This is a genomic window from Ktedonobacteraceae bacterium (genome assembly GCA_035653615.1).
GTDB lineage: Bacteria > Chloroflexota > Ktedonobacteria > Ktedonobacterales > Ktedonobacteraceae > DASRBN01.
The window spans coordinates 42,564-65,420 of sequence record DASRBN010000044.1 but is presented as its reverse complement, the minus strand read 5'-3'; the positions used below and the strand labels follow the sequence as shown (position 1 = coordinate 65,420).

20 protein-coding genes are annotated in these 22,857 nt (G+C 55.4%); 12 read left to right on the top strand and 8 right to left on the bottom strand.

The window, feature by feature from the left end; all coding sequences use genetic code 11:
- Positions 1-9 precede the first annotated feature (9 nt).
- Both VFA09_27205 and alaS read right to left on the bottom strand, forming a co-directional pair.
- On the bottom strand, positions 10-1,350 hold the full coding sequence (locus tag VFA09_27205; GenBank protein ID HZU70995.1) for a cell division FtsA domain-containing protein: 1,341 nt from the start codon (positions 1,348-1,350) through the stop codon (positions 10-12).
- 382 nt (positions 1,351-1,732) lie between these two features.
- On the bottom strand, positions 1,733-4,396 hold the full coding sequence (gene alaS / locus VFA09_27200) for an alanine--tRNA ligase (GenBank protein HZU70994.1): 2,664 nt from the start codon (positions 4,394-4,396) through the stop codon (positions 1,733-1,735).
- A gap of 313 nt (positions 4,397-4,709) precedes the next feature.
- Between alaS and VFA09_27195 the strand changes: the two genes are divergently transcribed.
- Genes VFA09_27195 through VFA09_27185 form a run of 3 tightly spaced genes read left to right on the top strand, consistent with a single transcriptional unit; the run spans position 4,710 to position 7,021 of the window.
- Entirely contained in the window at positions 4,710-5,504 is a 795-nt protein-coding gene (locus tag VFA09_27195) for a Uma2 family endonuclease (protein HZU70993.1), read from the top strand.
- A 41-nt stretch (positions 5,505-5,545) separates the two neighbouring features.
- Positions 5,546-6,052, top strand: coding sequence for an AAA family ATPase (locus VFA09_27190; protein ID HZU70992.1), 507 nt, complete (start codon positions 5,546-5,548; stop codon positions 6,050-6,052).
- 15 nt (positions 6,053-6,067) lie between these two features.
- Positions 6,068-7,021: an HAD family hydrolase gene (locus VFA09_27185; GenBank protein HZU70991.1), complete on the top strand. Its 954-nt coding sequence runs from the start codon at positions 6,068-6,070 to the stop codon at positions 7,019-7,021.
- Between the two features lie 5 nt (positions 7,022-7,026).
- Here the strand turns inward: VFA09_27185 and VFA09_27180 are convergent, their stop codons facing one another.
- From VFA09_27180 to VFA09_27170, 3 genes are all read right to left on the bottom strand, one after another.
- Complete coding sequence (locus VFA09_27180) at positions 7,027-7,911, bottom strand: arylamine N-acetyltransferase (protein ID HZU70990.1); 885 nt, start codon at positions 7,909-7,911, stop codon at positions 7,027-7,029.
- Positions 7,912-7,963: 52 nt separating this feature from the next.
- Entirely contained in the window at positions 7,964-9,130 is a 1,167-nt protein-coding gene (gene rlmN, locus VFA09_27175; GenBank protein HZU70989.1) for a 23S rRNA (adenine(2503)-C(2))-methyltransferase RlmN, read from the bottom strand.
- Positions 9,131-9,466: 336 nt separating this feature from the next.
- Complete coding sequence (locus tag VFA09_27170; protein HZU70988.1) at positions 9,467-9,712, bottom strand: hypothetical protein; 246 nt, start codon at positions 9,710-9,712, stop codon at positions 9,467-9,469.
- A 425-nt stretch (positions 9,713-10,137) separates the two neighbouring features.
- Between VFA09_27170 and VFA09_27165 the strand changes: the two genes are divergently transcribed.
- From VFA09_27165 to VFA09_27130, 8 genes are all read left to right on the top strand, one after another.
- The gene (locus tag VFA09_27165; GenBank protein HZU70987.1) at positions 10,138-11,052 is read left to right on the top strand and encodes a F0F1 ATP synthase subunit A; all 915 of its coding nucleotides are present in this window, start codon (positions 10,138-10,140) and stop codon (positions 11,050-11,052) included.
- Positions 11,053-11,156: 104 nt separating this feature from the next.
- Complete coding sequence (atpE, locus tag VFA09_27160; GenBank protein HZU70986.1) at positions 11,157-11,384, top strand: ATP synthase F0 subunit C; 228 nt, start codon at positions 11,157-11,159, stop codon at positions 11,382-11,384.
- A gap of 304 nt (positions 11,385-11,688) precedes the next feature.
- Entirely contained in the window at positions 11,689-12,222 is a 534-nt protein-coding gene (gene atpF, locus VFA09_27155) for a F0F1 ATP synthase subunit B (GenBank protein HZU70985.1), read from the top strand.
- A 2-nt stretch (positions 12,223-12,224) separates the two neighbouring features.
- Positions 12,225-12,887, top strand: coding sequence for an ATP synthase F1 subunit delta (gene atpH, locus VFA09_27150; GenBank protein HZU70984.1), 663 nt, complete (start codon positions 12,225-12,227; stop codon positions 12,885-12,887).
- Between the two features lie 237 nt (positions 12,888-13,124).
- Entirely contained in the window at positions 13,125-14,771 is a 1,647-nt protein-coding gene (gene atpA / locus VFA09_27145) for a F0F1 ATP synthase subunit alpha (protein ID HZU70983.1), read from the top strand.
- A 12-nt stretch (positions 14,772-14,783) separates the two neighbouring features.
- Positions 14,784-15,677, top strand: coding sequence for an ATP synthase F1 subunit gamma (gene atpG / locus VFA09_27140; GenBank protein HZU70982.1), 894 nt, complete (start codon positions 14,784-14,786; stop codon positions 15,675-15,677).
- Between the two features lie 105 nt (positions 15,678-15,782).
- Positions 15,783-17,201 (top strand): F0F1 ATP synthase subunit beta, encoded by a 1,419-nt coding sequence (atpD, locus tag VFA09_27135; protein HZU70981.1) that lies wholly within the window; start codon positions 15,783-15,785, stop codon positions 17,199-17,201.
- 3 nt (positions 17,202-17,204) lie between these two features.
- On the top strand, positions 17,205-17,666 hold the full coding sequence (locus VFA09_27130; GenBank protein ID HZU70980.1) for a F0F1 ATP synthase subunit epsilon: 462 nt from the start codon (positions 17,205-17,207) through the stop codon (positions 17,664-17,666).
- 318 nt (positions 17,667-17,984) lie between these two features.
- On the opposite strand, the gene VFA09_27125 is transcribed toward VFA09_27130, so the two are convergent.
- The 3 genes from VFA09_27125 to VFA09_27115 form a co-directional block, all read right to left on the bottom strand.
- Positions 17,985-18,263: a hypothetical protein gene (locus VFA09_27125; protein ID HZU70979.1), complete on the bottom strand. Its 279-nt coding sequence runs from the start codon at positions 18,261-18,263 to the stop codon at positions 17,985-17,987.
- 10 nt (positions 18,264-18,273) lie between these two features.
- Positions 18,274-19,551 carry a hypothetical protein gene (locus tag VFA09_27120; GenBank protein ID HZU70978.1) on the bottom strand — a complete coding sequence of 426 codons (1,278 nt, stop codon included), beginning with the start codon at positions 19,549-19,551 and terminating at the stop codon, positions 18,274-18,276.
- A gap of 350 nt (positions 19,552-19,901) precedes the next feature.
- Positions 19,902-20,852, bottom strand: a complete 951-nt coding sequence (locus tag VFA09_27115) for a hypothetical protein (GenBank protein HZU70977.1) — start codon at positions 20,850-20,852, stop codon at positions 19,902-19,904.
- 368 nt (positions 20,853-21,220) lie between these two features.
- Between VFA09_27115 and gpmI the strand changes: the two genes are divergently transcribed.
- On the top strand, positions 21,221-22,804 hold the full coding sequence (gpmI, locus tag VFA09_27110; GenBank protein HZU70976.1) for a 2,3-bisphosphoglycerate-independent phosphoglycerate mutase: 1,584 nt from the start codon (positions 21,221-21,223) through the stop codon (positions 22,802-22,804).
- The last annotated feature ends 53 nt before the right edge of the window (positions 22,805-22,857 follow it).

Below are 22,857 nucleotides of genomic sequence, written 5' to 3'. Positions count from 1 at the left end.
CCTGGTAGCCTAGATATGCATGCTGTGAATGACGCGATAGAGCGACCGCTCCAGCGCGCTATTCTCATTTTGCAGTTCGATGGCCTGGTATGCTAACGCCATTGGTGTGATATCCTGTGCATTTTTCAAATGATGGTCGGGGTCGGCGATATTCGTGACCATACCAGGCTGGATGATCTCGATAAGGGGCCGGCTCGAGAATGGCAGGCGCTCTGTCCAGGGGAATGCTTCAAGGCGCTCGCGCAAGTCGGGCAGTGAAGAGCCTCCCCCTACCATGTAAATCGCGGGTGGCAGCAGCGAACCCTTGGAAAGCTCCTCAATCAACAGTTCCACGCTGTCCATCCAGGTTTGTACTTCCGGCGCTAAGATATGTTGTATCTCTTCGCGTTCAACCCCTTTTATGAGACCATTGCTATAACTGAGCTTGATCTTCTCTGCCTCTTTCAGGGTAACGCCCTTCCCGGTGGCGATGCGGCGTGTAAACGTCCGCCCTCCCAGGGCAAACATGCGCGTTTCTTCAATTCCACCCTGGCGCACCAGGGCGATATCGGTTGTGCCGCCGCCGATGTCAATGAAGATCGCTCCACTTTCCGTACTGGCGTTGCTACTCAAGCAACGTGCAAGCGCGTAAGGCTCCGTAACAATCGTGACCAGCGTCAGGTCTAATCCCTGCGCCACCGTTTCCAGCGCGCCCAATTGCATGAGGGGCGCGAAGGCGCTGAAAAGCGTTAACGAGAAATGGCGACCGCGAAAACCGATCGGGTTGTTAACAAGCTGTCCATCAATGCGCACAGAAATCACCGCCGCGTTGGTCAAACGCACCTCGATATTCTGGTAGCCGGTTTCGGCGGCAATACGCTCTTTCGCGATCTTGAGCAATTTCTGCTGCGCTTTCGTAATCGCGGCATCCAATTCTTCCTGCGTAATGGGTTTTGTTGGCTGCGACCGTTGCTGGGTTATCGTCGTCGAACTGCCCTTGACGAGTTCGCCCGCGATGCCAATGACTGCCATCGGCGCAATGATGCCACCTGCCGCTTCCTCAGCGCGCAGTAGTGCCTGATTACAATTCTCAATCACCCCCGGAATATCGGTAACGATGCCGTCTGACATGTGCGTATAGCTCTGGCTGTGTCGTCCTGCTCCCAGCACAACCCCAACATCGTCCTGCACTTCGACGATGATGGCCTTGGCGTAGGCTGTGCCAATGTCGAGGGCAGTATAGACCGCGCGCTCTTCACCCCCGTCGTCGGTGTGCTGTGGCCCTGCCGCGCCATCATACCCATAGTGATACCCGTTCTCTTCTACTCGCCCTAATATGAGTTTGCGTAATTGTTGAAGAGGATTCCTCATGTATGTCTTCCTAAACCAGGTCAATCTATCCTTATTTAAGAGAACGTGACGTGTACTGAACTCAACGTTTTCCGTATGATTCTATACTGAACTTGAATCTGTTAAGTACTTTATAACACGTACAGCAGGCGACCGCAAGGCCCGAAGGCCGATAAATCGGCGGTGCCCGCGATAAATCGGGGCCTACGGGGATTGCAACGGCAATGAAACCGATATCAATCCCCATGGGGATTGCAACGGCAATGAAACCAATATCAATCCTACGGCTGTGCCGTAGGGGCCGATTTATCGCGCCCAGCGCCGATTGATCGGCCCCGCGTCCATTGCCGGAATACTTTGATAAAACCCATCATCGCCCAGTGCGGATTACCACGCCAATTTCTTAAACCGCATAATCTTGCCCGTATCCCAGGCTTTCCTTCACCAATTTTGGTACCAGGGCGAGCGCGGCTCCCAGTTCAGCCTTATTTTTGCCACCACCCTGTGCCGATTCGGGTCGCCCGCCGCCTTTGCCGCCGAGACGCTGGCCAATTGTCCCGGCGATTTTACCGGCATGCAATCCCTGCCTGGCCAGCTCAGCTGAGACGCTGACCTGGATACCGGCTCGTTCGGCGTAATTGCTCGCGAGTACGACCACGCCTGGCCGCCCGAGCTTGCTCAGCACCATTTCGCCCATCTCGCGTAGCATCCGATCGTCAGGCACATCAACTGTCGCGATGACCACGGGCACGCCGGATACATCCTGCGCCTTTTCTGTCAGTGTTTCCACCTGGCGCTGGGCCGCTTCACGCTGGAATTGCGCAACCTGGCGGCGCAGCGTGTCAACTTCCTCCACAAGCTGCTCGACTTTCGATTCTAGCATATCCGGCTGCGTCTGCAATTTAGCGCTCAAGGTGTCTACCAGGGCGCTGCGACGGCGCAAATAGGCCTCGGCCCCTCGACCCGTCAGTGCCTCGATACGCCGGATACCGGCGGCGATGCTCGTTTCCTGGATGGTGATGTAGATGCCTATCTGCCCCGTTGAGGCGCAGTGAGTTCCGCCGCATAGCTCGATACTGCTGCCCATTGAGACGACACGCACCTTGTCCTCGTACTTCTCGCCGAAGAGCGCCATAGCGCCGGTCTGCAAGGCTTGCTGTAGCGGCATGATGTTGGTATGCACCGGCAGGTCGGCCCGAATCCAGCGATTGATCTGCTCATCGACCTGCGCGATTTCAGAGGCGGTAAGCGGGCGCGAGCTGGCAAAGTCGAAGCGCAGGCGCTCCGGTTCAACCAGCGAACCACGCTGCTCCACCTGCGGGCCGATGATATCGCGCAACGCTTTGTGCAGCAGGTGTGTGGCGCTGTGGTTGCGCATGGTATCTTCCCGGCGCTGGGCGATCACGTCGGCCTGCACAGTATCGCCAACGCGCAGGTAGCCCTCGGCAATGCGCCCGTAGTGGACGATCAATCCTTTAAGCGGGCGCTTTGTATCCTCAACGTGGAAGACGCCCATCGGGCCGCTGAGGTCGCCGCGGTCGCCGATTTGCCCACCGCTCTCGGCATAGAATGGAGTCGCATCGAGTATAACCAGGGCCGACTGCGGCGCGCTGATGCTCTCAACCTCTACACCGTCCGCGACCAAACCCACGACTTTGCTGCTGCCGCTGATACCGTCGTAGCCGGTGAATTCGGTTGGCCCAACTCTCTTCAAAACTGCCGTGAGCGCCTCGACATCTTTGCCCTGCGTAAAGGCAGCAGCTGACCGGCTGCGCTCCTGCTGTTGCTGCATCGCTTTCTCAAAGCCGGGGATATCGACGGTAAAATCGTGTTCAGCAGCCACTTCCTGCGTAAATTCCAGGGGGAAGCCATGCGAATCGTATAGCTTAAAGGCCTCTTCGCCCGGTATGACATGCGAATCTTTTTGCCGCAACTCCTCAAGCAGGTTATTGAGCAGGTAGAGGCCTGTATTGAGCGTCTGGCCAAACTTCTTCTCTTCCAGGCTCAAGATTTCTACGATGCGGTCGCGCTGCGTGGCAAGCTCGACGTAGTGCCCTTTCATCAGGTTGATCACCGTATCGGCGGCCTCGGAAAGAAACGGCTTATCCAGGCCGAGTAGCTTGCCGTGTCGCACCGCGCGCCGCAGGATGCGCCGGAAGATATAGCCGCGTCCCTCGTTGCTCGGCAGCACTCCATCGGCAGCCAGGAAGACCAGCGCGCGACCGTGATCCGCGATGACACGCAATGAGGTATCGGTTTTCGGATTTTGCCCATAGGTGGTGCCGGCAAGGGATGCAAAACTATCGATGATGGGGCGGAAGAGATCGGTATCGAAGACCGATTCTTTGCCCTGCAAGACCATCGAGAGCCGTTCCAGGCCCAGGCCGGTATCGATATTCTTCTTTGGTAGTGGTGTGCGCGTGCCGTCGAGGTCCTGGTAAAACTGCATGAAAACGAGGTTCCAGATTTCCAGGAAGCGCTCGCAGTCGCAGCCGGGTTTGCAGTCGGCCCGGCCACAGCCGTGTTCGACGCCGCGGTCATAATAAATTTCGGAATCAGGCCCGCATGGACCAGAGGCTCCCGGGGGCCCCCACCAGTTGTCTTCGAGCCTCACAATCGCCTCATCGGGGAAACCCGCGATCTTGTTCCACCAGTGTGGTGCTTCATCATCTTCTGGATGCACCGTTGGATACAGGCGGTCGGCAGGCAGCTTGACCACCTGTGTCAGAAATTCCCAGGCAAAAGCAATCGCGTCGCGCTTAAAATAGTCGCCGACAGAAAAATTTCCCAGCATTTCAAAAAAAGTAAGCGAGCGCTCGTTGCCAACCTTATCGATATCCGTCGTGCGGAAACATTTCTGAGCAGAGGTGAGCCGTAACGCAGGTGGGGTTTCACGCCCCAGGAAAAAAGGGATCATCTGCTGCATACCTGCGGTTGTCAGCAGCACCGTCGGGTCGTTGCGCGGCACAAGCGAAGAACTGGGCATAAGCATATGGCCTTTGCTGACAAAAAAGTCCAGGAAAAGCTGGCGAATTTCGGTACCCGTCAATTTCATATCTATAGACACAGCATCAATCCTCCTCAGAGATAGGTATGTATTTTTATTGAGGGCGAAAGGGCATTCTATTTGGCCGATCAGCTGGCCTCTTTTTGTTAAACTTCAATTTTTCGTTCGTCCCTTGCCACCTTATCCGAGTATAACATAAATGTCTATATCTAAAAAACAGTCATAACAGGCTATGTGGTGTATGAAAATCGGCTTGTAGAGTCACTGCCGGTTATGTTATTATTAGAGGCAAGGCCCTACCCTGGCTCCGAAAAGACCAGAAGTTCTACTAAAGGATAAGGTAGGAATCAAGGCTCGCAAGGGGACGACCAGGATGCAGCTAGATAGGCAGTGGATACAGGACAAGGAGCATGCCATGATCGAGCAGACCAGGGACGAGATAGAGTATTACTACGACCGCCATCCTACCGAGGAGGATTTGATGGGGGAATCCCGGCTGCATGCGGAACTGGTGCATTATCTCATGGAGGTTCTAAAATGGCTCTTTCGCGATCAACTGTGCGCTATCTATGAAAACTTCAATTTCTACCAGACACGCAATAAATATGAGAAGCCACTGGCTCCTGATATCGCTATTATTAAAGGAGTAGCGCGTTGGCCGGAACGCAGTTGGCGAGTTGGGGTTCATGGACCCGCTCCGCATGTCGTCTTCGAGATTGCGTCGGAGGAGACCTGGAAACGTGATCTGGAAGAAAAGCCCCACCTGTATGCACGTATGGGAGTACAGGAATATTTTGCCTATGACCCGAACCAGCCACCGGTGTGGCGCAATGAACCTTACCGGCTCTGTGGATGGCTATTAGATAAAGAAAGTGGTCTGATGCAGAAGATAACCCCTGGTCCAGGCGGGCGCTTATGGAGCCAGCAACTTGATAGCCTGCTCGTTCCCGATGGCCCTGAGCTGCGCCTCTATGATCGTTCCTGGCATGTTCGACCGACCGAGGCCGAGGCGGAAGCTGAGGCAAAAAGGGCCGCTCTACGTTTAGCCAAGGCAGAAGCGGAAGCGAGGAGGATGGCAATGCGTTTAGCTGAGTCCGAGGCCGAGAAAGCCAGGATATTGGCAGAACGCTTGCGCTCACTTGGCATAGACCCGGACCAGCTGGTCTGAATTTGAACTTTATCAACTCAGGAGGGTTTTAATCACCAATCATGCCGAAAATTATACAGGTTCCTCGTAGAACCCTCCTTGTCCTCTGCGGCCCGGCAGGCTCCGGCAAAAGCACCTTCGCGGCTCAGCGCTTCATTCCAACCAGTATCGTCTCATCTGATCACTGCCGCGCTATGATCTGCGACGATGAAAACAATCAACAGGTCAACCGCGATACCTTCGATCTCTTCTACTATATTATTCACAAGCGCCTGTTCCTGGGGCGTTTTACCGTCGCGGACAGCACGGCTCTTCAATCCGAAGCCAGGCGCAAGCTGCGTGAGCTATCGCGTCAATTCGGCTACCTGGGATGCCTGCTGATCTTCGATATTCCAGCGGAGGTATGCCTGGCACGCGATAAGATGCGCCATCGTATTGTAGGAGAGCAAGTGGTGGCCTATCATGCGGGACTATTGCAGCGCGCATTACAGGACGCTCCACATGAGGGATGGGAGCAGGTTCACGTGCTGGGCGAAGATGATATGGATGTGGTGGTTGAGATTGTCTAAATGGAAGGCTTTTTAATGCGAAGCTCGATTTTTTGGCGGCGGCCGGGCGTCGATTTCCCCTCTTCTCTCGATACCATGCTTTTCGATATTGACGGCGTGCTGGTGCAAACCATAGATTCGTTCCATGCCACTGATATCGCGGCGGCAGAATATGTCGCGGGCACGATTTTCGGATTGGATTGGGGACAACATGAGGGAAAGTCGCTATTCACGCATGATGATGTACTCGCGTTCAAGCAGGCAGGTGGTTACAATAACGATTGGGATATGTGTTACCTGCTGGCAACGCTTGGCGTTGCTAGCTTGCGCGAATGGAAAGGTACATCGTTTGCCGCGCGCAGCAGCCTGGAATGGGCGGCGCTCTCACGAGCTGCCAACGTGGAGGGTCACGGTGGAATTGCATGGGTACGAGAGGTAATGCCGGCCACCGCGCAGCTTCCTTATAATATCATTGGTGATATCTATCATGAATTATATTGGGGCGCGTCCGAATACGAGCGCTGGTTTGGCCACCCGCCACGCTACCTGCCAGATTTTCCCGGCTTCGTGCAGAACGAGCAGATGCTCTTCCCACCGGATTTCTTTACGCGCTTGCGGAAAAGAGACATCCGGCATATGGGCATGATCACCGGGCGCGTCGGACCGGAAGTGGATAGCGTGCTGGAACGAATAGAGGATTATTGCGGCGAGCGCTGGTGGGATGTGGTCATTCCCGCCGATGTCTGCCCCAAACCCGACCCACGCGCTATTCGGCTGGCTCTCGAAGGCATTGGGCCGGGTGTCAAGGGCGGCCTATACATTGGCGATACCGGCGATGATCTCGATGTGGTGCTGAATTATCGCGCTACAAAGCAGGCGCATGAGCCGGATATACTGGCCGTCATGCTCATACACCAGGACGAGGTCAAACTGTACCAGCAGCGCGGGGCAGATATAATTGTGGGCGCCGTTACGGACTTACTGGAGTGAATTGTCTACAATATGATGCCAAACAGCTGTGCCAGGAGTGCCTGAAACTCCTCCTCCGACTGCAACCGCCGCTCTTCCTTTTGCCCATCAATCGTCGTAATCAGGCGCAAATCGGCTTCTTCTGTTGCCTGCTCATGTGGCGGCAACTGAGCACTGGCGGCGTTGAAACGTAGGCTATGAGCCGACAGGGTAATACGCCCCGTTGGAGTGGCGAGCGAGCATACCCGCTGCTGGGTGAAATGCGACTCCGGCGAGTTCTGCTGGAAATAACACCTATCTGTAAAATCGCTCAAACGGTGAGGTTCAAGGGTGAAACGATATTGTGGCTCCCACCGCTCGTCATTAAATTGCTGCAATATCCAGTACCCGGTTCTGGCGTGCTCCTCGTTCTCAACATCTGGCACCAGGCGATACCTGTGTCCATCTGTATCGTCCTGCTCTACTCCAGCTACAAAGCGTTTTGGCAGCCGGAACGAATCGCCGAAGCCGACGTCTGCCAGCCAATCGGCGCCATCCAACCCGTGAACCAGCAGCGTCAGATGGTCGTAAGGAGGACTGAACGCACCAGAATCATTGGCAACTTCAGCGGAGAGCTGTGTTACCTCGAAACACAGCTGGCGCAGCAACCACGCGAAGAGACCGTTGAGTTCGTAGCAGAAGCCGCCCCTGCGCCGCCGCACGATTTTATCGAAGAGCGCATCTTCTTGCAAGATGATTGGTTGCCCATAATGGATAGAAAGATTCTCGAACGGGACGGCCAGGAGATGGGCTTCGTGCAGGGCTTGTAATGTATCCAGGCGTGGTTCCAGCGAGTTCAGGCCTCGCGGAGCCGGAAAATGGATGCGCTCCAGGTATTCTAAAATGGCTGTATGGCTGCCGGTACGCAACATGTAATTATGTTCCGCCTTTCTTTAGCAGGGCCTCTGCCCCGCCGTGCGTCTCTTAATGCGATATTCTCTCGCCGCGCTTGCGCTGGTTCTCGAAGCGCGTCCGCAGTTGGCCGCAAGCAGCAGCGATATCATCTCCACGTTCGGCGCGCACGCTGTTACTTACTCCATGCTCATAGAGGATGTCGCGGAACGCGCGAATGGCCTCACCGGAGGGCGGTCGATAATCGGCAGCGGTGGCATTGACGGGAATACAATTAACGTGCGCGAACTGCTTCAATGGCGCAAGCAACTCGCCCAATTTATGGGCGTATTCAGGCGTATCGTTCACACCTGACAGCAGCACGTATTCAAATGTGACCTGCCTTCCGGTTGCGTCAATGTAATCTTTGCACGCGGCGATCAGTTCCGCGATTGGATATTTGCGGTTAACAGGCATTGTGCGGCTGCGCAGTTCGTCGGTGGGAGCGTGTAGCGAGATCGCCAGGTTCACCTGCAATGGCTCCTGGCTCAGCTTTCTTATAGCAGGAACAAGTCCTACGGTCGAGACGGTCATATGCCGCGCGCCAAGGTTGAAGCCTTCGGGACTGTTGAGGATGCGCAAAGCTTTGAGTACGTTGTCGTAATTATGCAGCGGCTCTCCCATGCCCATCAACACGATATTGGTGATATGGTCGATAGGCGCGCTGCCGGGAAGCCCTGCCGCGCTCCATGGCGCGGCGCGCAGTTCGCGGGCGAAGAAGAGTACCTGGGCGACGATTTCACCCGCGCTGAGATGGCGATCAAAGCCCATCTGTCCAGTAGCGCAAAATGTGCAGCCATACGCGCAGCCAGCCTGCGAGGAGACGCAGACGGTAGCGCGGGCGCTGCTCTCACCGAGCGGCGGATAAAGCATCAGCACCGATTCGATGAGCTTGCCATCATCCAGTTCCAGCAGGATTTTGCGCGTGCGGTCATCTTTGGAGTGCAATTCGCTGCGCACAATCATTGGCCCGATGCAGGCTTCCTCGGCGAGCCGTGTACGCAAGGCCTGCGGCAGGTTGGTCATACTCGCGAAATCGGTGACAAGATGCTGGTAGAGCCAGCTATAGATTTGTTTGGCGCGAAACGCCGGCTCTCCTCGTTCGACGAGCCATTGCTGCAATTCTGGCAGTGTGAAGGCGAGCAGGTCGGTCTTCTTTTGTATATTGGTTGAATTGTCTGTTAATTGGGTCTGGGTCATGGCTTCATTATAGCACGTTTTGATCTCTAACTACCCAAAAGGGCGTGATGGGTAAAATGGCCGGGCCAGAAGTTGTGCCGTGTTGAGTGGTACCGCCTTTACTTCCTGTCAAATCAAAAGAAATATGCATAAAGAGGAAATCTGGCAGATGCTATTGACGCCAATTGATTATCGTTTATCCGGTTGCATGAATCAACGGGCAAATCTGCTTAAGCATATCTACTTAAAAGAGAATAGCGTTTTCTTCGATGATGCTATTCTCGAAACTCATTCGGTAATCGCCAAATCACTTTATCTATAGAGTCACATGATTAAAAGGCGCAAAAAAGTTGCAGGTTACAGGTCTATCTGTACAATAGTAGCAAAGATTGTTTTACCCTGCTCTATAGGGCATCTATGCTTTGTAATATTCAGTATGATGCTATCGCTAATGAGCCGGATACATGCTCCATATCCATCGGGCGGAGGAATAGAGGTGACGCGAGGATTGTTATCCACATCGAGGTGAATATATGTCGTGCCAGACTTTCCCTCAGCTTTTGCTACAGGCGGCTGTAAGCCGTTTTGTATCACCTGTTGCACATCTTCTAGTCCATGTGCTATAATCCCATTGGTATAATGAGAGAGATAAAAGGTCAATAACCGTAAGCGCAAGCAAGGCGGCAAGATTCCGAGGGCAAGGAGGGGTAGGGGCCAGAAAATTGCGCCCTGTAGAACATGAACAAAAAACAACCGCCCTCTGTCTGGGATTCACTGGCCTTAGTCGGGCAATTGGGTTTAACCATCGCCCTTCCCATCGCTATATTAGCTATCCTGGGGAATCTCCTGGATAGCAAAGTCCATACTGGACCTGTGTTTTTACTACTCGGGCTGCTGCTTGGCCTGATTACCGGGGTATATGGAGCGTACCGTTTATTAAAAAGGTTGTTATAACAGAACAGCAGAGAGACGCGACCGTCTACAACGAAACAGACCTGGCAGAGCACGGTGAATAAGGAGGATGCCGAGTGCTCTGGAGACTTCCTAACATATCTCTTGCACCGGACACAATATTTTATATCGGGTCGTTTCCGGTCACAAATACACTACTGGGTACCTGGATATCGATTGCTATTTTGCTAGTACTGTTTTTCCTGGGTACGCGCAGGCGTGACCTGATCCCGTCCGGTATGCAAAATCTGATGGAGTGGGTAGTAGAACTCCTGCTCGGCCTGGCGGAAGGCGTGGCCGGGAAAGTGAATGGAAGAAAGTTTTTTCCGCTGGTTGCCACTTTCTTCGTCTTCATTTTCGTTTCCAACTTCATTGATATTATTCCGGGCGTGGATACTATCGGGCAAATTGACGTAGCCAAGATCAATGCGATCAATGCCGCAGCGCATACGAACTCCCAACCTGTCCTTGGTTTTCTGCTGTTCGGCAACATCTCTAGCGCATTGATACCCTGGATTCGCCCTGCTACGACGGATCTGAACCTGACGATCGGCATGGCGCTGATTGCGGTAATTACCGCGCAGGTGTATGGTTTTGCGACCCTGGGAGCTGGAGAGCACCTGAGCAAGTACTTCAACTTCCCTGCCCTCTTCAGGTTTAGCTTTACGGGCTTCGTAGAGTTCTTTGTCGGTATTCTGGACATTGTTCAGGAGATTGGGCGCATCCTTTCGCTGGCTTTCCGTCTCTTTGGCAATATCTTTGCCGGAACGGTTGTGCTGGCAGTGTTCGCGTTTATCATACCGTTTGTTTCGGATATCGTCTTTATTCCGTTCGAACTTTTCGTCGCTTTTGTGCAAGCGTTCGTCTTTGCGCTGCTGTCGTTGATTTACCTGCAACTGGCAGTTACGCCTCATGCCCATGCCGAAAGCGAGCATGAGGCGCACGAGGAATTCGAACGCAACGAGGAGCGCGCCACAGCCAGGCATGCCTAGGCTACCACGCGCAAAAAAGATTGCTACTCGCAGGAATTTTCTGCGATTGCATAAATTTATTCAAAGACAGAACATTATAAGGCTTGTCCTTAAGGAGGATTATTATGCCAGTAGACCTTCATCCACTTGGAGTAGCGTTAGCAATTGGTTTGGGAGCGATTGGGCCGGGTATCGGCATCGGTATCGCAGCCGGTCAGGCGTTTAATGCCATCGGACGCAACCCGGAAGCCGAGCCACTCATTCGTACAGACTTGATTCTTGGTCTGGCTTTCGCGGAAGCTATCTCAATTTACGCGTTGCTGGTCGCTTTCCTGATTCAGTTCCTCAAGTAATACTTTTCGGCTTGTGGTATGGAGACGCAGTAAGTCTTCTATTTCTTGCGGTTGCTGTGGCTAAAAGGTCCTGGCTTCTCGTCAGGGATTGAAACGAATGCGCAAGCGACAAAGTGCGTCTTCATGCTGGAGGGGCGGGAGCGGTGGTGGGTGCAGGGAGTAGACCTTTATGGTCGCCCTCTTGCAATCCGGCAGGCGCGGGTGTAGGGAGTGGACCGTGTGACGAGTGCGATGAATCGGCTCCCTACTCAATCCGCACTCTACAGTGGCCGCCCGTGGTGAACTGAAGGAAGGAGGCAAAACCATGCACGCGGTAGTGCATACACTTATCTTTGCTGATATAGGGAGCGGTCTGGGAATCAATTTACTGGCCCTGCTCTCGCAGATTTTCAGCTTTGGCGTTGTCTTCGTCATCCTCTGGCGTTGGGGCTTTCCGGTAATAGTGCGGACGCTCGAGCGCCGGCAGGCGACCATTCGCGAGGGTGTGGAGAACGCGGAAAAGGCCAGGCGCGACCTGGCGGAGGCTAATGAGCGCGCCGAGCAGATACTGGCCGAGGCCCGCCGGCAGGCGCAGGAGACGGTTGACCGGGCAGAGAAAGCCGCCGAGCGCGAAGCGAGTCGTATCATAGAAGAGGCCAATGCCCGTGGTCAGCAGGTGGAACAACAGTACGTTGCTCGTATCCGGCAGGAAGCTGCCCAGGCACGTGAAGAGTTGAGCCGCCTGGTCGTCAATCTTTCGATTGACGCGGCAGGAAGGGTTATCGGCAAGTCAGTTGACAGCAAAGATAACCGCCGCCTGGTCCAGGATTTTGTTAGTTCGACAACAAAGGAACAGTAGCAATGCTTAAGGGAGCGATAGGACGTCGCTACGCGGCGGCAATCTTTGATATCGCCCGCAAGCAGAATACGGTAGACCGTACGCTTGAGGACGTGCAGGAGATAGCGCAAGTCTTTTCTAACCGCAAGGTGGCCTATCTCTTGATGGAACCAAAGGTGCCCGCGAAGCGCAAAGAGACAGCGGTACGCCAGGCGCTGGCGTCTAAGGTGCTGCCTACGTCGCTCAACCTCGCCCTGCTGGTCGTCCAGCGCGCGCTGGTCGAGGCTATGCCAAACATTGCCCGCGAACTCGAACGTCTCGTGCTTGATTATAAGAACGAGGCGAAAGCCCAGGTGACAACGGCAGCACCGATGGATGAGGCGCAGCGCAACTCCGTTAAGCAGGCGCTGGAACGTAGAACAGGCAAAACTATTCTGATGACGACAAAGGTTCAGCCTGAAATCCTGGGTGGCGTTGTGGCTCGCGTAGGGGACCGGGTGATCGATGGGAGTATTCGTTATCGTCTCTCCGCGCTGCGGCAGCAGCTGTTGCGCGGGGTCGCGGCCAATACCGCCACCGATGATACGTTTCTTCCGTCAGAATTAAGCGATGGACATATTCAGCCGCCGCCTTCTGAACCACCGGATACGCAGGAAACGATGGTTGAACCAACCAAAATACAGTAGGGGCGTGGGCTTGCCCCGCCCTCACTCGGATTGAACCAGCACAGTAGGGGCGTGGGCTTGCCCCGCCCTCACTTAGACGAGCGCACATGGCCGATAATGGATCTTACAAAAATTCCGCGGGGCCGATGAATCGGCGGTGGGCGCGATCAATCGGCCCCTACGACATGGATCGACGAGCGCAACCGTTGTGTCGTTGTATTCATTGCGCAGCGTCGATTCTACAGAGGAGAACTCAAGATGGCTTCATGGGCTGATGAAATCAGCGCAATTATAGAAAAGAACATCGCAGGCTTTGGAGGCACTGAAACGGAAACTGCCAGCGTCGGCACCGTCATTGCGGTACAGGATGGCATCGCCCGTGTCTATGGCCTGCAAGATGTCAAATACCTGGAACTGGTAGAATTTCCACGCACAGGCATTATGGGCATGGCTTTCAACCTTGAGGAAGAGACCGTCAGTTGCCCCGTCCTGGGCGATTATACCCATATTAAAGAAGATGACGAGGTGCGCACGACCGGGCGCGTCGTTTCCGTTCCGGTCGGTGATGCCCTGATTGGCCGTGTCGTCAACCCCCTGGGTGAGCCAATCGACGACAAGGGGCCTATCAATACCACGAAGACCCGCCCTGTTGAGCGTGTGGCTCCGGGCGTGATTACCCGCAAGCCGGTCGATACTCCCGTGCAGACGGGTATCAAGGCTATCGATAGTATGATCCCTATCGGCCGCGGCCAGCGCGAGCTGATCATCGGCGACCGCCAGACAGGGAAGTCGGCCATCGCTATCGATACGATTATTAATCAGAAGGGCAAGAACCTGATCTGTATCTACGTCGCAATCGGCCAGAAGAACTCTACGGTTGCGCGTACCATTGAAATCCTTGAGCAGCATGGCGCGATGGAGCATACCGTCGTGGTAGTCGCGGGAGCTTCGGAACCGGCTCCTTTGAAATACCTGGCCCCATATGCCGGTTGCGCGATGGGCGAGGAGTTCATGGAATCTGGCAAAGATGCGCTGATCATTTACGATGACCTGACCAAGCACGCCGAGGCCTATCGCAATATCTCGCTGATCATTCGCCGGCCTCCTGGCCGCGAGGCGTATCCAGGTGATGTCTTCTACCTGCATTCGCGCTTGCTGGAACGGGCCGCTCGTCTGAACGACGACTACGGCAATGGCTCGCTGACGGCTTTGCCCATCATCGAGACCAAGGCAAACGACATCTCGGCCTACATTCCGACGAACGTCATCTCGATTACCGATGGCCAGATCTTCCTGGAGACGGACCTGTTCAACGCCGGTGTTCGACCGGCCATTAACGTCGGTCTCTCGGTCTCGCGCGTGGGTAGTAGCGCGCAGACGCGCGCTATGAAGCAGGTGGCAGGTTCCTTGCGCCTTGACCTCGCGCAGTTCCGCGAACTGGCGGCTTTCGCGCAATTCGCTTCCGACCTGGACAAGGCGACACGTAGCCGCATTGATCGTGGCCAGCGCCTGACCGAGATTCTCAAACAGCCGCAGTACCAGCCGGTACCGGTCGAGCGACAGGTCATGATCATCTACGCGGCCACGCATGGCTACCTGGATGATGTACCCGTGGAGATGGTCACGAAATGGGAGCCGGCGTTCTATCGCTATATGGATGCCAACCATCCTGAGATCGGACAGGAGATCATCGACAAGTCCGTCAAGGGCAAAGAGAAGATGTCCGATGACCTGTTGAAGCGCCTGGATGCCGCGATTGAAGAATTTAAGAAGACCGCGGAACCCCGGGCCGAAGCGGCCCCATTGGGCACATCACAGGCGCAGGCGAACGGCGCGGGGCGCAACGAGGAAAACCAGAGTCGCGCCGGGGCCGGTTCCTCTGACAAGATGGCCCAACCGTCGTAAAGGAGGCAGGTTATGCCATCAACCCGAGAGGTACGGCGGCGCATTCGTGCCGTGAAAAATATGGCGCAGATCACCAGGGCCATGCAGATGGTGGCCAGCAGCAAGATGCGACGCGCACAGGAGCGCGTGCAGCAATCGCGTCCCTACTCTGAACAGTTGCGCGCGCTGGTCTCGCGCCTTGCGAATGCCTCTGGCGAGGATGTAGGTGAGGGAGTGGCTCTGCTCAAACAGCGCCCGGTGCGTAATATCGGTTACCTGCTGATTTCGCCTGATCGCGGCCTGAGCGGGGCCTTACCGAGCAATATCAACCGCCGCGCGCTTTTATCCGTGCAAGAGGAACAGAATAGATTGACTGAGCAGGGCGGCCAGCGACCAGGTTTGCAGTTTATCGCCGTAGGCCGCAAGGGGCGCGATTTCGTTCTGCGATCCCGGCTGCAAATGATTGCCGAATTCACGAACTATGGCGATAAGCCCACGTTGAGCGATGCAGCGGCGATTGCCCAGGTAGCCGTCGATGCCTTTTTGAAAGGTGAAGTCGATGTCGTCTACCTGGTCTACGCCAAGTTCGTCAACACGGTGACGCAGCAGCCGACCGTCGTGCAGTTGTTACCGGTGCAGCCCCCATCCGGCCAGGGAGAAGAGCAAAGGACGGTAGAATATATCTACGAACCGGACCCGAGAAGCATCTATGAAGCCTTGCTACCACGTTACGTGGATGTGCTGGTCTACCAGGCGCTGCTAGAAAACATCGCCAGTTTTTACTCGGCCCAGATGGTCGCGATGAAGAATGCGACCGACAACGCCAACGAGCTTGTTCAAGATCTCACCCTGGCCTATAACAAGGCGCGCCAGGCCAGCATCACCACCCAGATTCTCGAAGTGGTGTCCGGCGCTAACGCACTGTAGTAGGGGCGTGGGCTTGTCCCCGCCCTCCTGATCATGAACTCGTAGGGACGTGGGCTTGTCCCCGTCCTCCCTCGCACGGCCGTTTAACAGGAGAAGAAAAAATACATGGCAACAGAAATAGGCACCAAAGGAAAAATTGTGCAGGTGCTGGGGGCCGTCGTAGACGTTGAGTTTCCCCCAGATAAAATCCCTGAGATATATAACGAAATTCGTACGCGTATAGAGGGCAGCGATTCCGAACTCGTTCTTGAGGTTGAGCAGTTGCTGGGCAATAACTGGGTGCGCTGCGTGGCAATGGGACCGACCGATGGTCTCCAGCGCGGCATAGATGCCTACGATACTGGCCAGCCGATTACCGTTCCGGTCGGGCCGAAGACGCTTGGGCGTATCTTCAATGTGCTTGGAGAGCCGGTCGATCTGAAGCCCGATATTCCAGATGCTCCGCGCGAGCCCATTCACAGGCTGGCACCCGACCTGGAAGATCAGTCCGAGGCCATCGAGGTGTTCGAGACCGGCATCAAAGTCATTGACCTGATCTGCCCGTTCATGCGTGGTGGTAAGGTTGGCGCGTTCGGCGGCGCCGGCGTCGGCAAAACCGTTATCATCCAGGAACTGATCAACAATATCGCAAAAGGTCACGGTGGCTACAGCGTCTTTTCCGGCGTGGGCGAGCGCACGCGCGAGGGCAACGACCTGTATCATGAAATGATTACGGCGGGTGTGATCGACCGCCTGGCGATGGTGTTCGGGCAGATGAACGAGCCGCCCGGCTCGCGCCTGCGTGTGGCGCTAACCGGCCTGACGATGGCGGAGTACTTCCGCGATCAAGAAGGCAAGGACGTACTGCTCTTCATCGACAATATCTTCCGCTTCACGCAGGCGGGGGCCGAAGTGTCGGCGCTGCTGGGCCGCATGCCCTCCGCTGTGGGATACCAGCCGAACCTGGCCGAAGAGATGGGCGAGTTGCAGGAGCGCATCACTTCGACGAAGAAGGGTTCGATTACGTCGATGCAGGCCGTGTACGTGCCCGCCGACGACTATACCGACCCTGCTCCGGCAACCACTTTCGCGCACCTTGACTCGACGATTGTGTTGGAGCGCTCGATCTTTGAGCAGGGCATCTACCCGGCCATTGATCCACTGGCCTCCACCAGCCGCCTGCTTGATCCACAGATCGTGGGCCAGGAACACTACGATGTAGCGCGCAGCGTGCAGAAGGTGTTGCAGCGTTACAAGGACCTGCAGGATATCATCGCCATTCTGGGCGTCGATGAACTGTCGGACGAGGATAAGCTGACCGTGGCACGCGCCCGCAAGCTGCAACGTTTCTTCTCGCAGCCATTCACGGTCGCGCAGGTCTTCACCGGCCTCGAGGGCAAGTATGTTCCACTGAAGGAGACGATCAAGGGCTTTAAAGAGATTCTCGAAGGCAAGTACGATCACGTCCCTGAGAACTACTTCTACCTGAAAGGCCCCATCGATGACGTGGTGAATGCCTACGAAGCGGACCAGCAGAAGGGGTAAACGATGGCGACACGCTCACGCAATGTTCTGCATGTCGAGGTCGTGACCGCCGAGCGCGAACTCTACAATGGCGAGGCCACGATGGTGGTTGCTCCCGGCTCAGAAGGGCAGCTAGGCATCTTGCCACAGCACGCCGCGCTACTGACAACGCTGAAGCCGGGCGCGATGCGTATCCAGTTAGGTGATGCGGAGGAGCCGTTGTTTGTGTCGGGCGGTTTCCTCGAAGTGAATAACAATACGGTCACGGTGCTGGCGGATACAGCTGAACACGCCGAGGAGATCGACCAGGCGCGCGCCGAAGAGGCGCGGCGAAGGGCACAAGAGCGCCTGGAGCAGGCGACGTCGGACGCCGAGCGCGCTGAAATGCAGGCCGCGCTGGAACGGGCGTTGAGCCGGCTGCGTGTAGCCGAACTGGCGCGCCGGCATGACCGGCGGCGCATCCAGATGCCGCAATCGGAACAGTGAAATAGCATTCCAACAGGCAAGAGAGCAACATCAGTCCGCCGAACTGGTGTTGCTCTCTTGCCTGTTGGAATAGTTCGCCATGAAAAAAGACCTCTCGCATGTCATTCTGAGCGCAGCGAAGAATCTCTCGCGAGCGGGATAGATCTGGTGGTCGCCTCAGATTCTTCGCTGCGCTCAGAATGACATAGCCCGGCGCCTGTTTCAATGACATAGCCCGGCGATTTTTCAATGACATGGCCCGGCGATTTTTCAATGACATGGCCCGGCGACTTTTTCATCGGTTGGTTTAGTCGCTGCCCATGCGGTAGCTAACCTTTTTCAATGATATGGCCCGGCGATTTTTTTAAGCCATACTATCCAGGGAAAAACAATTACTCCCACTACCGCCGTCCATAGCGCCGCCAGCGTCGCAAACTGTGGCCCCAACAGTAGCGTGGCGATCCATCCCCCAAGCAGGGCCGATCCAGCTCCCACGGCGAGCATGTACAACCATCCCCTGCGACCCAAGGCAAGCGGGCGTATTCTAGCCCCATTTGCCAGCGCCCCGGCAAGCGCACCGGTACTTATCCATAATCCTATAAGCAGCAACATATTCATCTACAAATCCTCACGAGCCTGGCAACATCGTTTTCGTTAGAAGGCGCAGCAGGCTGCTGCCATCGCCTACTAATTGCCATGGATTGATGGTAGAACGCACCTCCACGTGCTGGAAAATGCCGAGTTCCGCGAAATCATGCGGGTGGTGAATGCGTGATAGAGCAGCGTCGAACTCGACCGATTCGGTGAATGGAACGTACTGGTCGTTGCGGTCGTGCAGCAGATAGATGGGCGCGCGAATCGAGTTGATTACGCGGCTCGGCGAGAGATCCTGCAACAATGCCTGTAGCGGCGGCGAGAGTGAAGCGAGATTGCTATCTACCTGACCTGGTTCATCTCCGTTCAGCAGGTGATACACAGCTACTGTATCGGGCGAAAGTTCGGCGAGGTCGGAAGAGGTAAATGGCGTGCCTCCCGGCGCGAGCGCATTGATCAGGCGGTCTCCCTCTCCTGGCGGTAGCAATGGCGCGATGACGTTAGCCAGCACTTGAATCGGGACGTATTGTGGTTGCCAGGGCTGCAAATGCCCGTCCACCTCCAGCGCGCGCCTGCCTATGGCCTGAAGCAGCGTTCTGGCATTGAAATAGCTGCCGAAGATCCCCAGGAATGCCACCTGGTCGCGGATGCGAGGGTCGGCTGCGGCAAAACAGGCCAGCGCCCCGGTAGCACTGAGGCCAAGAATACCCACGCGATTAGCCCCCACGCCGGACCAGTGTGTGAGCGCCTGAAAAGCGCGCACAACCCCGTCGCTATCATTTGATGAGAGGTCGTAATTGATCAGCGTGGGCGTAGTAACAGCCATCACAACCAGGCCCGCGCGCGCAAGTGATTGTGAAAAGTTGATGAACTGCGGGTCGGCCCGGTTATCGCCTACACCGGGAATAAATAGGATGCCCTCACGAGAGCCGGGAATCGGAGGGGGCGATGCGACCGGTTCGAAGATATCCAGGTAGACCGGGCCGCTATTCGACTGGATGGTCTTGCGAATATGCTGTACGGGTTCTTCCGCGGCAGTCAGAACTCCTGGTTGTGAATCGAAGACCAGTGCCGGTAGGATGAAGAGCGCGCGCGTCGCGGCCCGGCCAACCGGAATAACCGAAAAAAAGAATCCGGCGAGAAGCATGAGAGTGAGCACCGCTCGCGCCAGGTAATTGCGCCGTTTGAGTTTGTGTCTTTTACTGCTCGAAGCAGGCCTGGATTTTGGAGAAAAGGATGGAGCCTGCTCATCAACTGCGGGTTGGTTTGCTGAAGTACCGGGTGTAATCCCTGGTACATCTTCGTGTGACATACAAATCCTCTGCTCAGAAATGCCGCTGCAACAATCTCTGCAAGAGATTACGGCATTTCGTGAGTATAGATCACATTGAATAATGGCCTGGTAGAGACTTTTCCCCGGTGATTATCCAGAAGTGACAGGAGATTCTTCGTTGCACTCAGAATGACATGCCCCAGGCTCGGAAACTCCCGCGCGATTCGCCCAATGTGCTCGCGGATTCTTCGTTGCACTCAGCATGACATGCCCCGGACATGTCTGGACACATCCGGGGCATGTCATGCTGAGTGCAACGAAGAATCCCCCGGTTTGCTCGCTCCACAATCCTGCTCTTGTCTGCTTATGGGAAGTATCGGATTTTTCGTTCAGAAGTTTCCGCTACTACCACCGCCAAAGTCACCTCCACCTCCGCCTCCACCGCCGAAATCGCCACTGGCTCCGCCTCCAAAATCATTGCCACCACCGAAATCGCCGCTGGCTCCGCCGCCGAAATCATTGCCACCATTATTCCAGTCGCCCTGATTCTGGGATTCGCGAGCCTCTTCTTCGCCCCGTTCTTTGCCCAGTTCATAGCCTACAAGCCCGCCTGCCGCGGCTCCTAATCCACCCGCGGCCCAGGGATTCATTCCCTGCCCCTGAGGATAACCAGGCCCATAATAATTTGGGGGATAGCCCGGGTTATATGGCTGCTGGTAGGGTGTATTCAATGGTGTCCCGAAACGGCGACCTCCAAAAAAGCCTCGTCGTCGTCCTATGATTCCTCCAAACAGCGCCAGGGCCGCCAGGATCAGAAGACCAATGCAACAGACCCAGCCAAAACCACTCAAGCCAAAGCCTGAGCCGCTGCTTGACGCATTGCTAGAACCTAAAGCGCTCTGTAGAGAATTGAGCGCTGCTATAGTCGCGCCGGTATACCCTCCACTACTATAGTTGCTTCTGAATGCGTTCACTGCTTCATTGTACTGGCTATTTGACAGGGGAACGCTTGAGCCGCCAACAATAGTCAGGTGATGATGCACGGTATCAATCGCGATGACGATCAATCGCGAGTTCGTAATGTGGCTCTTCGTCCTTTGATCGAAATCCGAACTTGTGCCCGTAAAGTTGTTAACGGTATAAATGCTGACAGGATAAGGCAATTGTTGTGCCTGGCTGCGTACCTTATTTTGATCGAGAACTCCTGCCTGGTCATTTATGGTTACCGTGTCGGCCAGCACCGCTGTAGTCGTGACAACTAACAGGCAAGACACAGCGATTAAGGCCAGCAGGTACTTGAAATGGCGTTGGATAAGGGTTTTTGCTCGTGTTTTCAGCATGGTACTATTTCTCCTCAGTATGTGATGTAGTGGCACTATCTGTTGTTATTAGAACGGAGAAACCTTACTAAATTCAACGGGTATTTCTACTTAGGAGCTGATTTCTCACCCACCCATCACATCCACACTCTTATGGTTCAAAGGGCCGGTGAGCCGCCTTCTTGCTCATGGTTTTCCTACATAGGGGTACGAAGCATCTGGTACTAACGTTTCCAGTAGTATCACAAGAGCATCACACAAGCCTCTGGCTCTTAAATTGCCCTCAGATGCGGCTATTTCGCCTCAGTATAACCATGGAAGATGATAAAATAGCAGTATTACGCCTTTCTTTTTTGAATTGAAGTAAGAATATGGAGCGCAACTAGCACATGAGTACGACACCTGCGGGGCGGCCGCGCCCCTTTGTCTTGATTGTTATGGACGGTTGGGGGATCAATCCCCGTAAGGAGGGCAATGCCATCGCCCTTGCCTCTACCCCTCATATTGATGAGCTGGCCCGCAAATGGCCGCATACGTCTATAAAAACTTCTGGCGCGGCGGTCGGACTGCCGGAGGGGCAGATGGGCAATTCCGAGGTCGGCCACCAGAATATCGGAGCGGGCAGACGCGTTTTACAGGACTTCACACGCGTGAGCGAGTCGATTCAGGATGGCACGTTTTTTCAGAATCCGGCCCTGCTGAAGGCCATTGAGCATGTCAAGAAGAACTCCTCGCGCCTGCATATTTGCGGATTGCTTGGCAATGGCGGGGTGCATGCGCACGAAAGCCATTTAGAGGCTCTGCTGCAACTGGCGCACATGCACGATATAGAGCATGTGTACATTCACTCATTTACGGATGGGCGCGATACTTCGCCGACGGGCGGCGTTGAGTTTATGCGGCAGTTGGAGGCGCGGGCCAGGGAGATTGGCGGCGCGCACCCGGCGAAGGTGGCGACGGTCAGCGGGCGTTACTACGCGATGGACCGCGATAATCGCTGGGATCGCACTGCCATGACGTATTTTGCCATGACACGCGGCGAGGGCGAGCATGCGGTTTCCGCGGTTGCCGCCATCCAGCAATCCTATGAGAAAGGCGTCACCGACGAGTTCATTGTTCCCACGGTTGTAATGGAGGACAACCACCCTGTAGCCGTCGTGCGGGATGGCGATGCGCTCATTCACTACAATTTCCGTCCTGATCGCGCTCGCCAGCTGACCAAAGCGTTCGTGCTGAAGGAATTGCCACCACAGGCCGAGGGGAAATTTGATCGCGGGCCGCGCCTGAAGGACCTGGAATACGTGATGATGACGGAATACGAAGAGGGGCTTGACGCCGATGTCGCGTATCGCGCCGACAACGTGGAAATGCCCCTGGCGCGCGTGATCTCTGAGCATGGACTGCGCCAGTTCCACACGGCTGAAACGGAAAAGTACGCGCACGTTACCTACTTCATTAATGGGCGGCGCGAGACGCCATTTCCTGGCGAGGATCGCGTGCTGGTGCCGTCGCCCAAGGTTCCGACGTATGATTTGCAGCCGGAGATGAGCGCGGCGGGCGTGACGGATACGGCGGTTGAAGCCATCCGCAGCGGCCTGTATGACCTGGTGATTATGAATTATGCCAATGCCGATATGGTTGGGCATACGGGTGTACTTGAAGCGGCGATCAAGGCGGTTGAGGCGGTTGATAAGGGAGTTGGACGCGTGGTGGAGGCGACGCTGGATGTGGGTGGAGGCCTGCTGATCACGGCTGACCATGGCAATGCCGAGCAATTGATCGAATACGATACGGGCAAGCCGTTTACTGCCCATACGACCTATCCGGTGCCGCTCTACCTGGTTGTGCCGCAGTTAGCGCAGGCGCACCTGCGCGACGACGGAATCCTGGCCGATGTCGCGCCGACCATCCTTCAGGTGATGCATATTCCCCAACCCAAAGATATGACGGGACGGTCGTTAATTTTGCCCTGATGTTGGGGAGATTGGAGGGCAACATATGTTTGCCTTCGCGCCAAAAATGCATA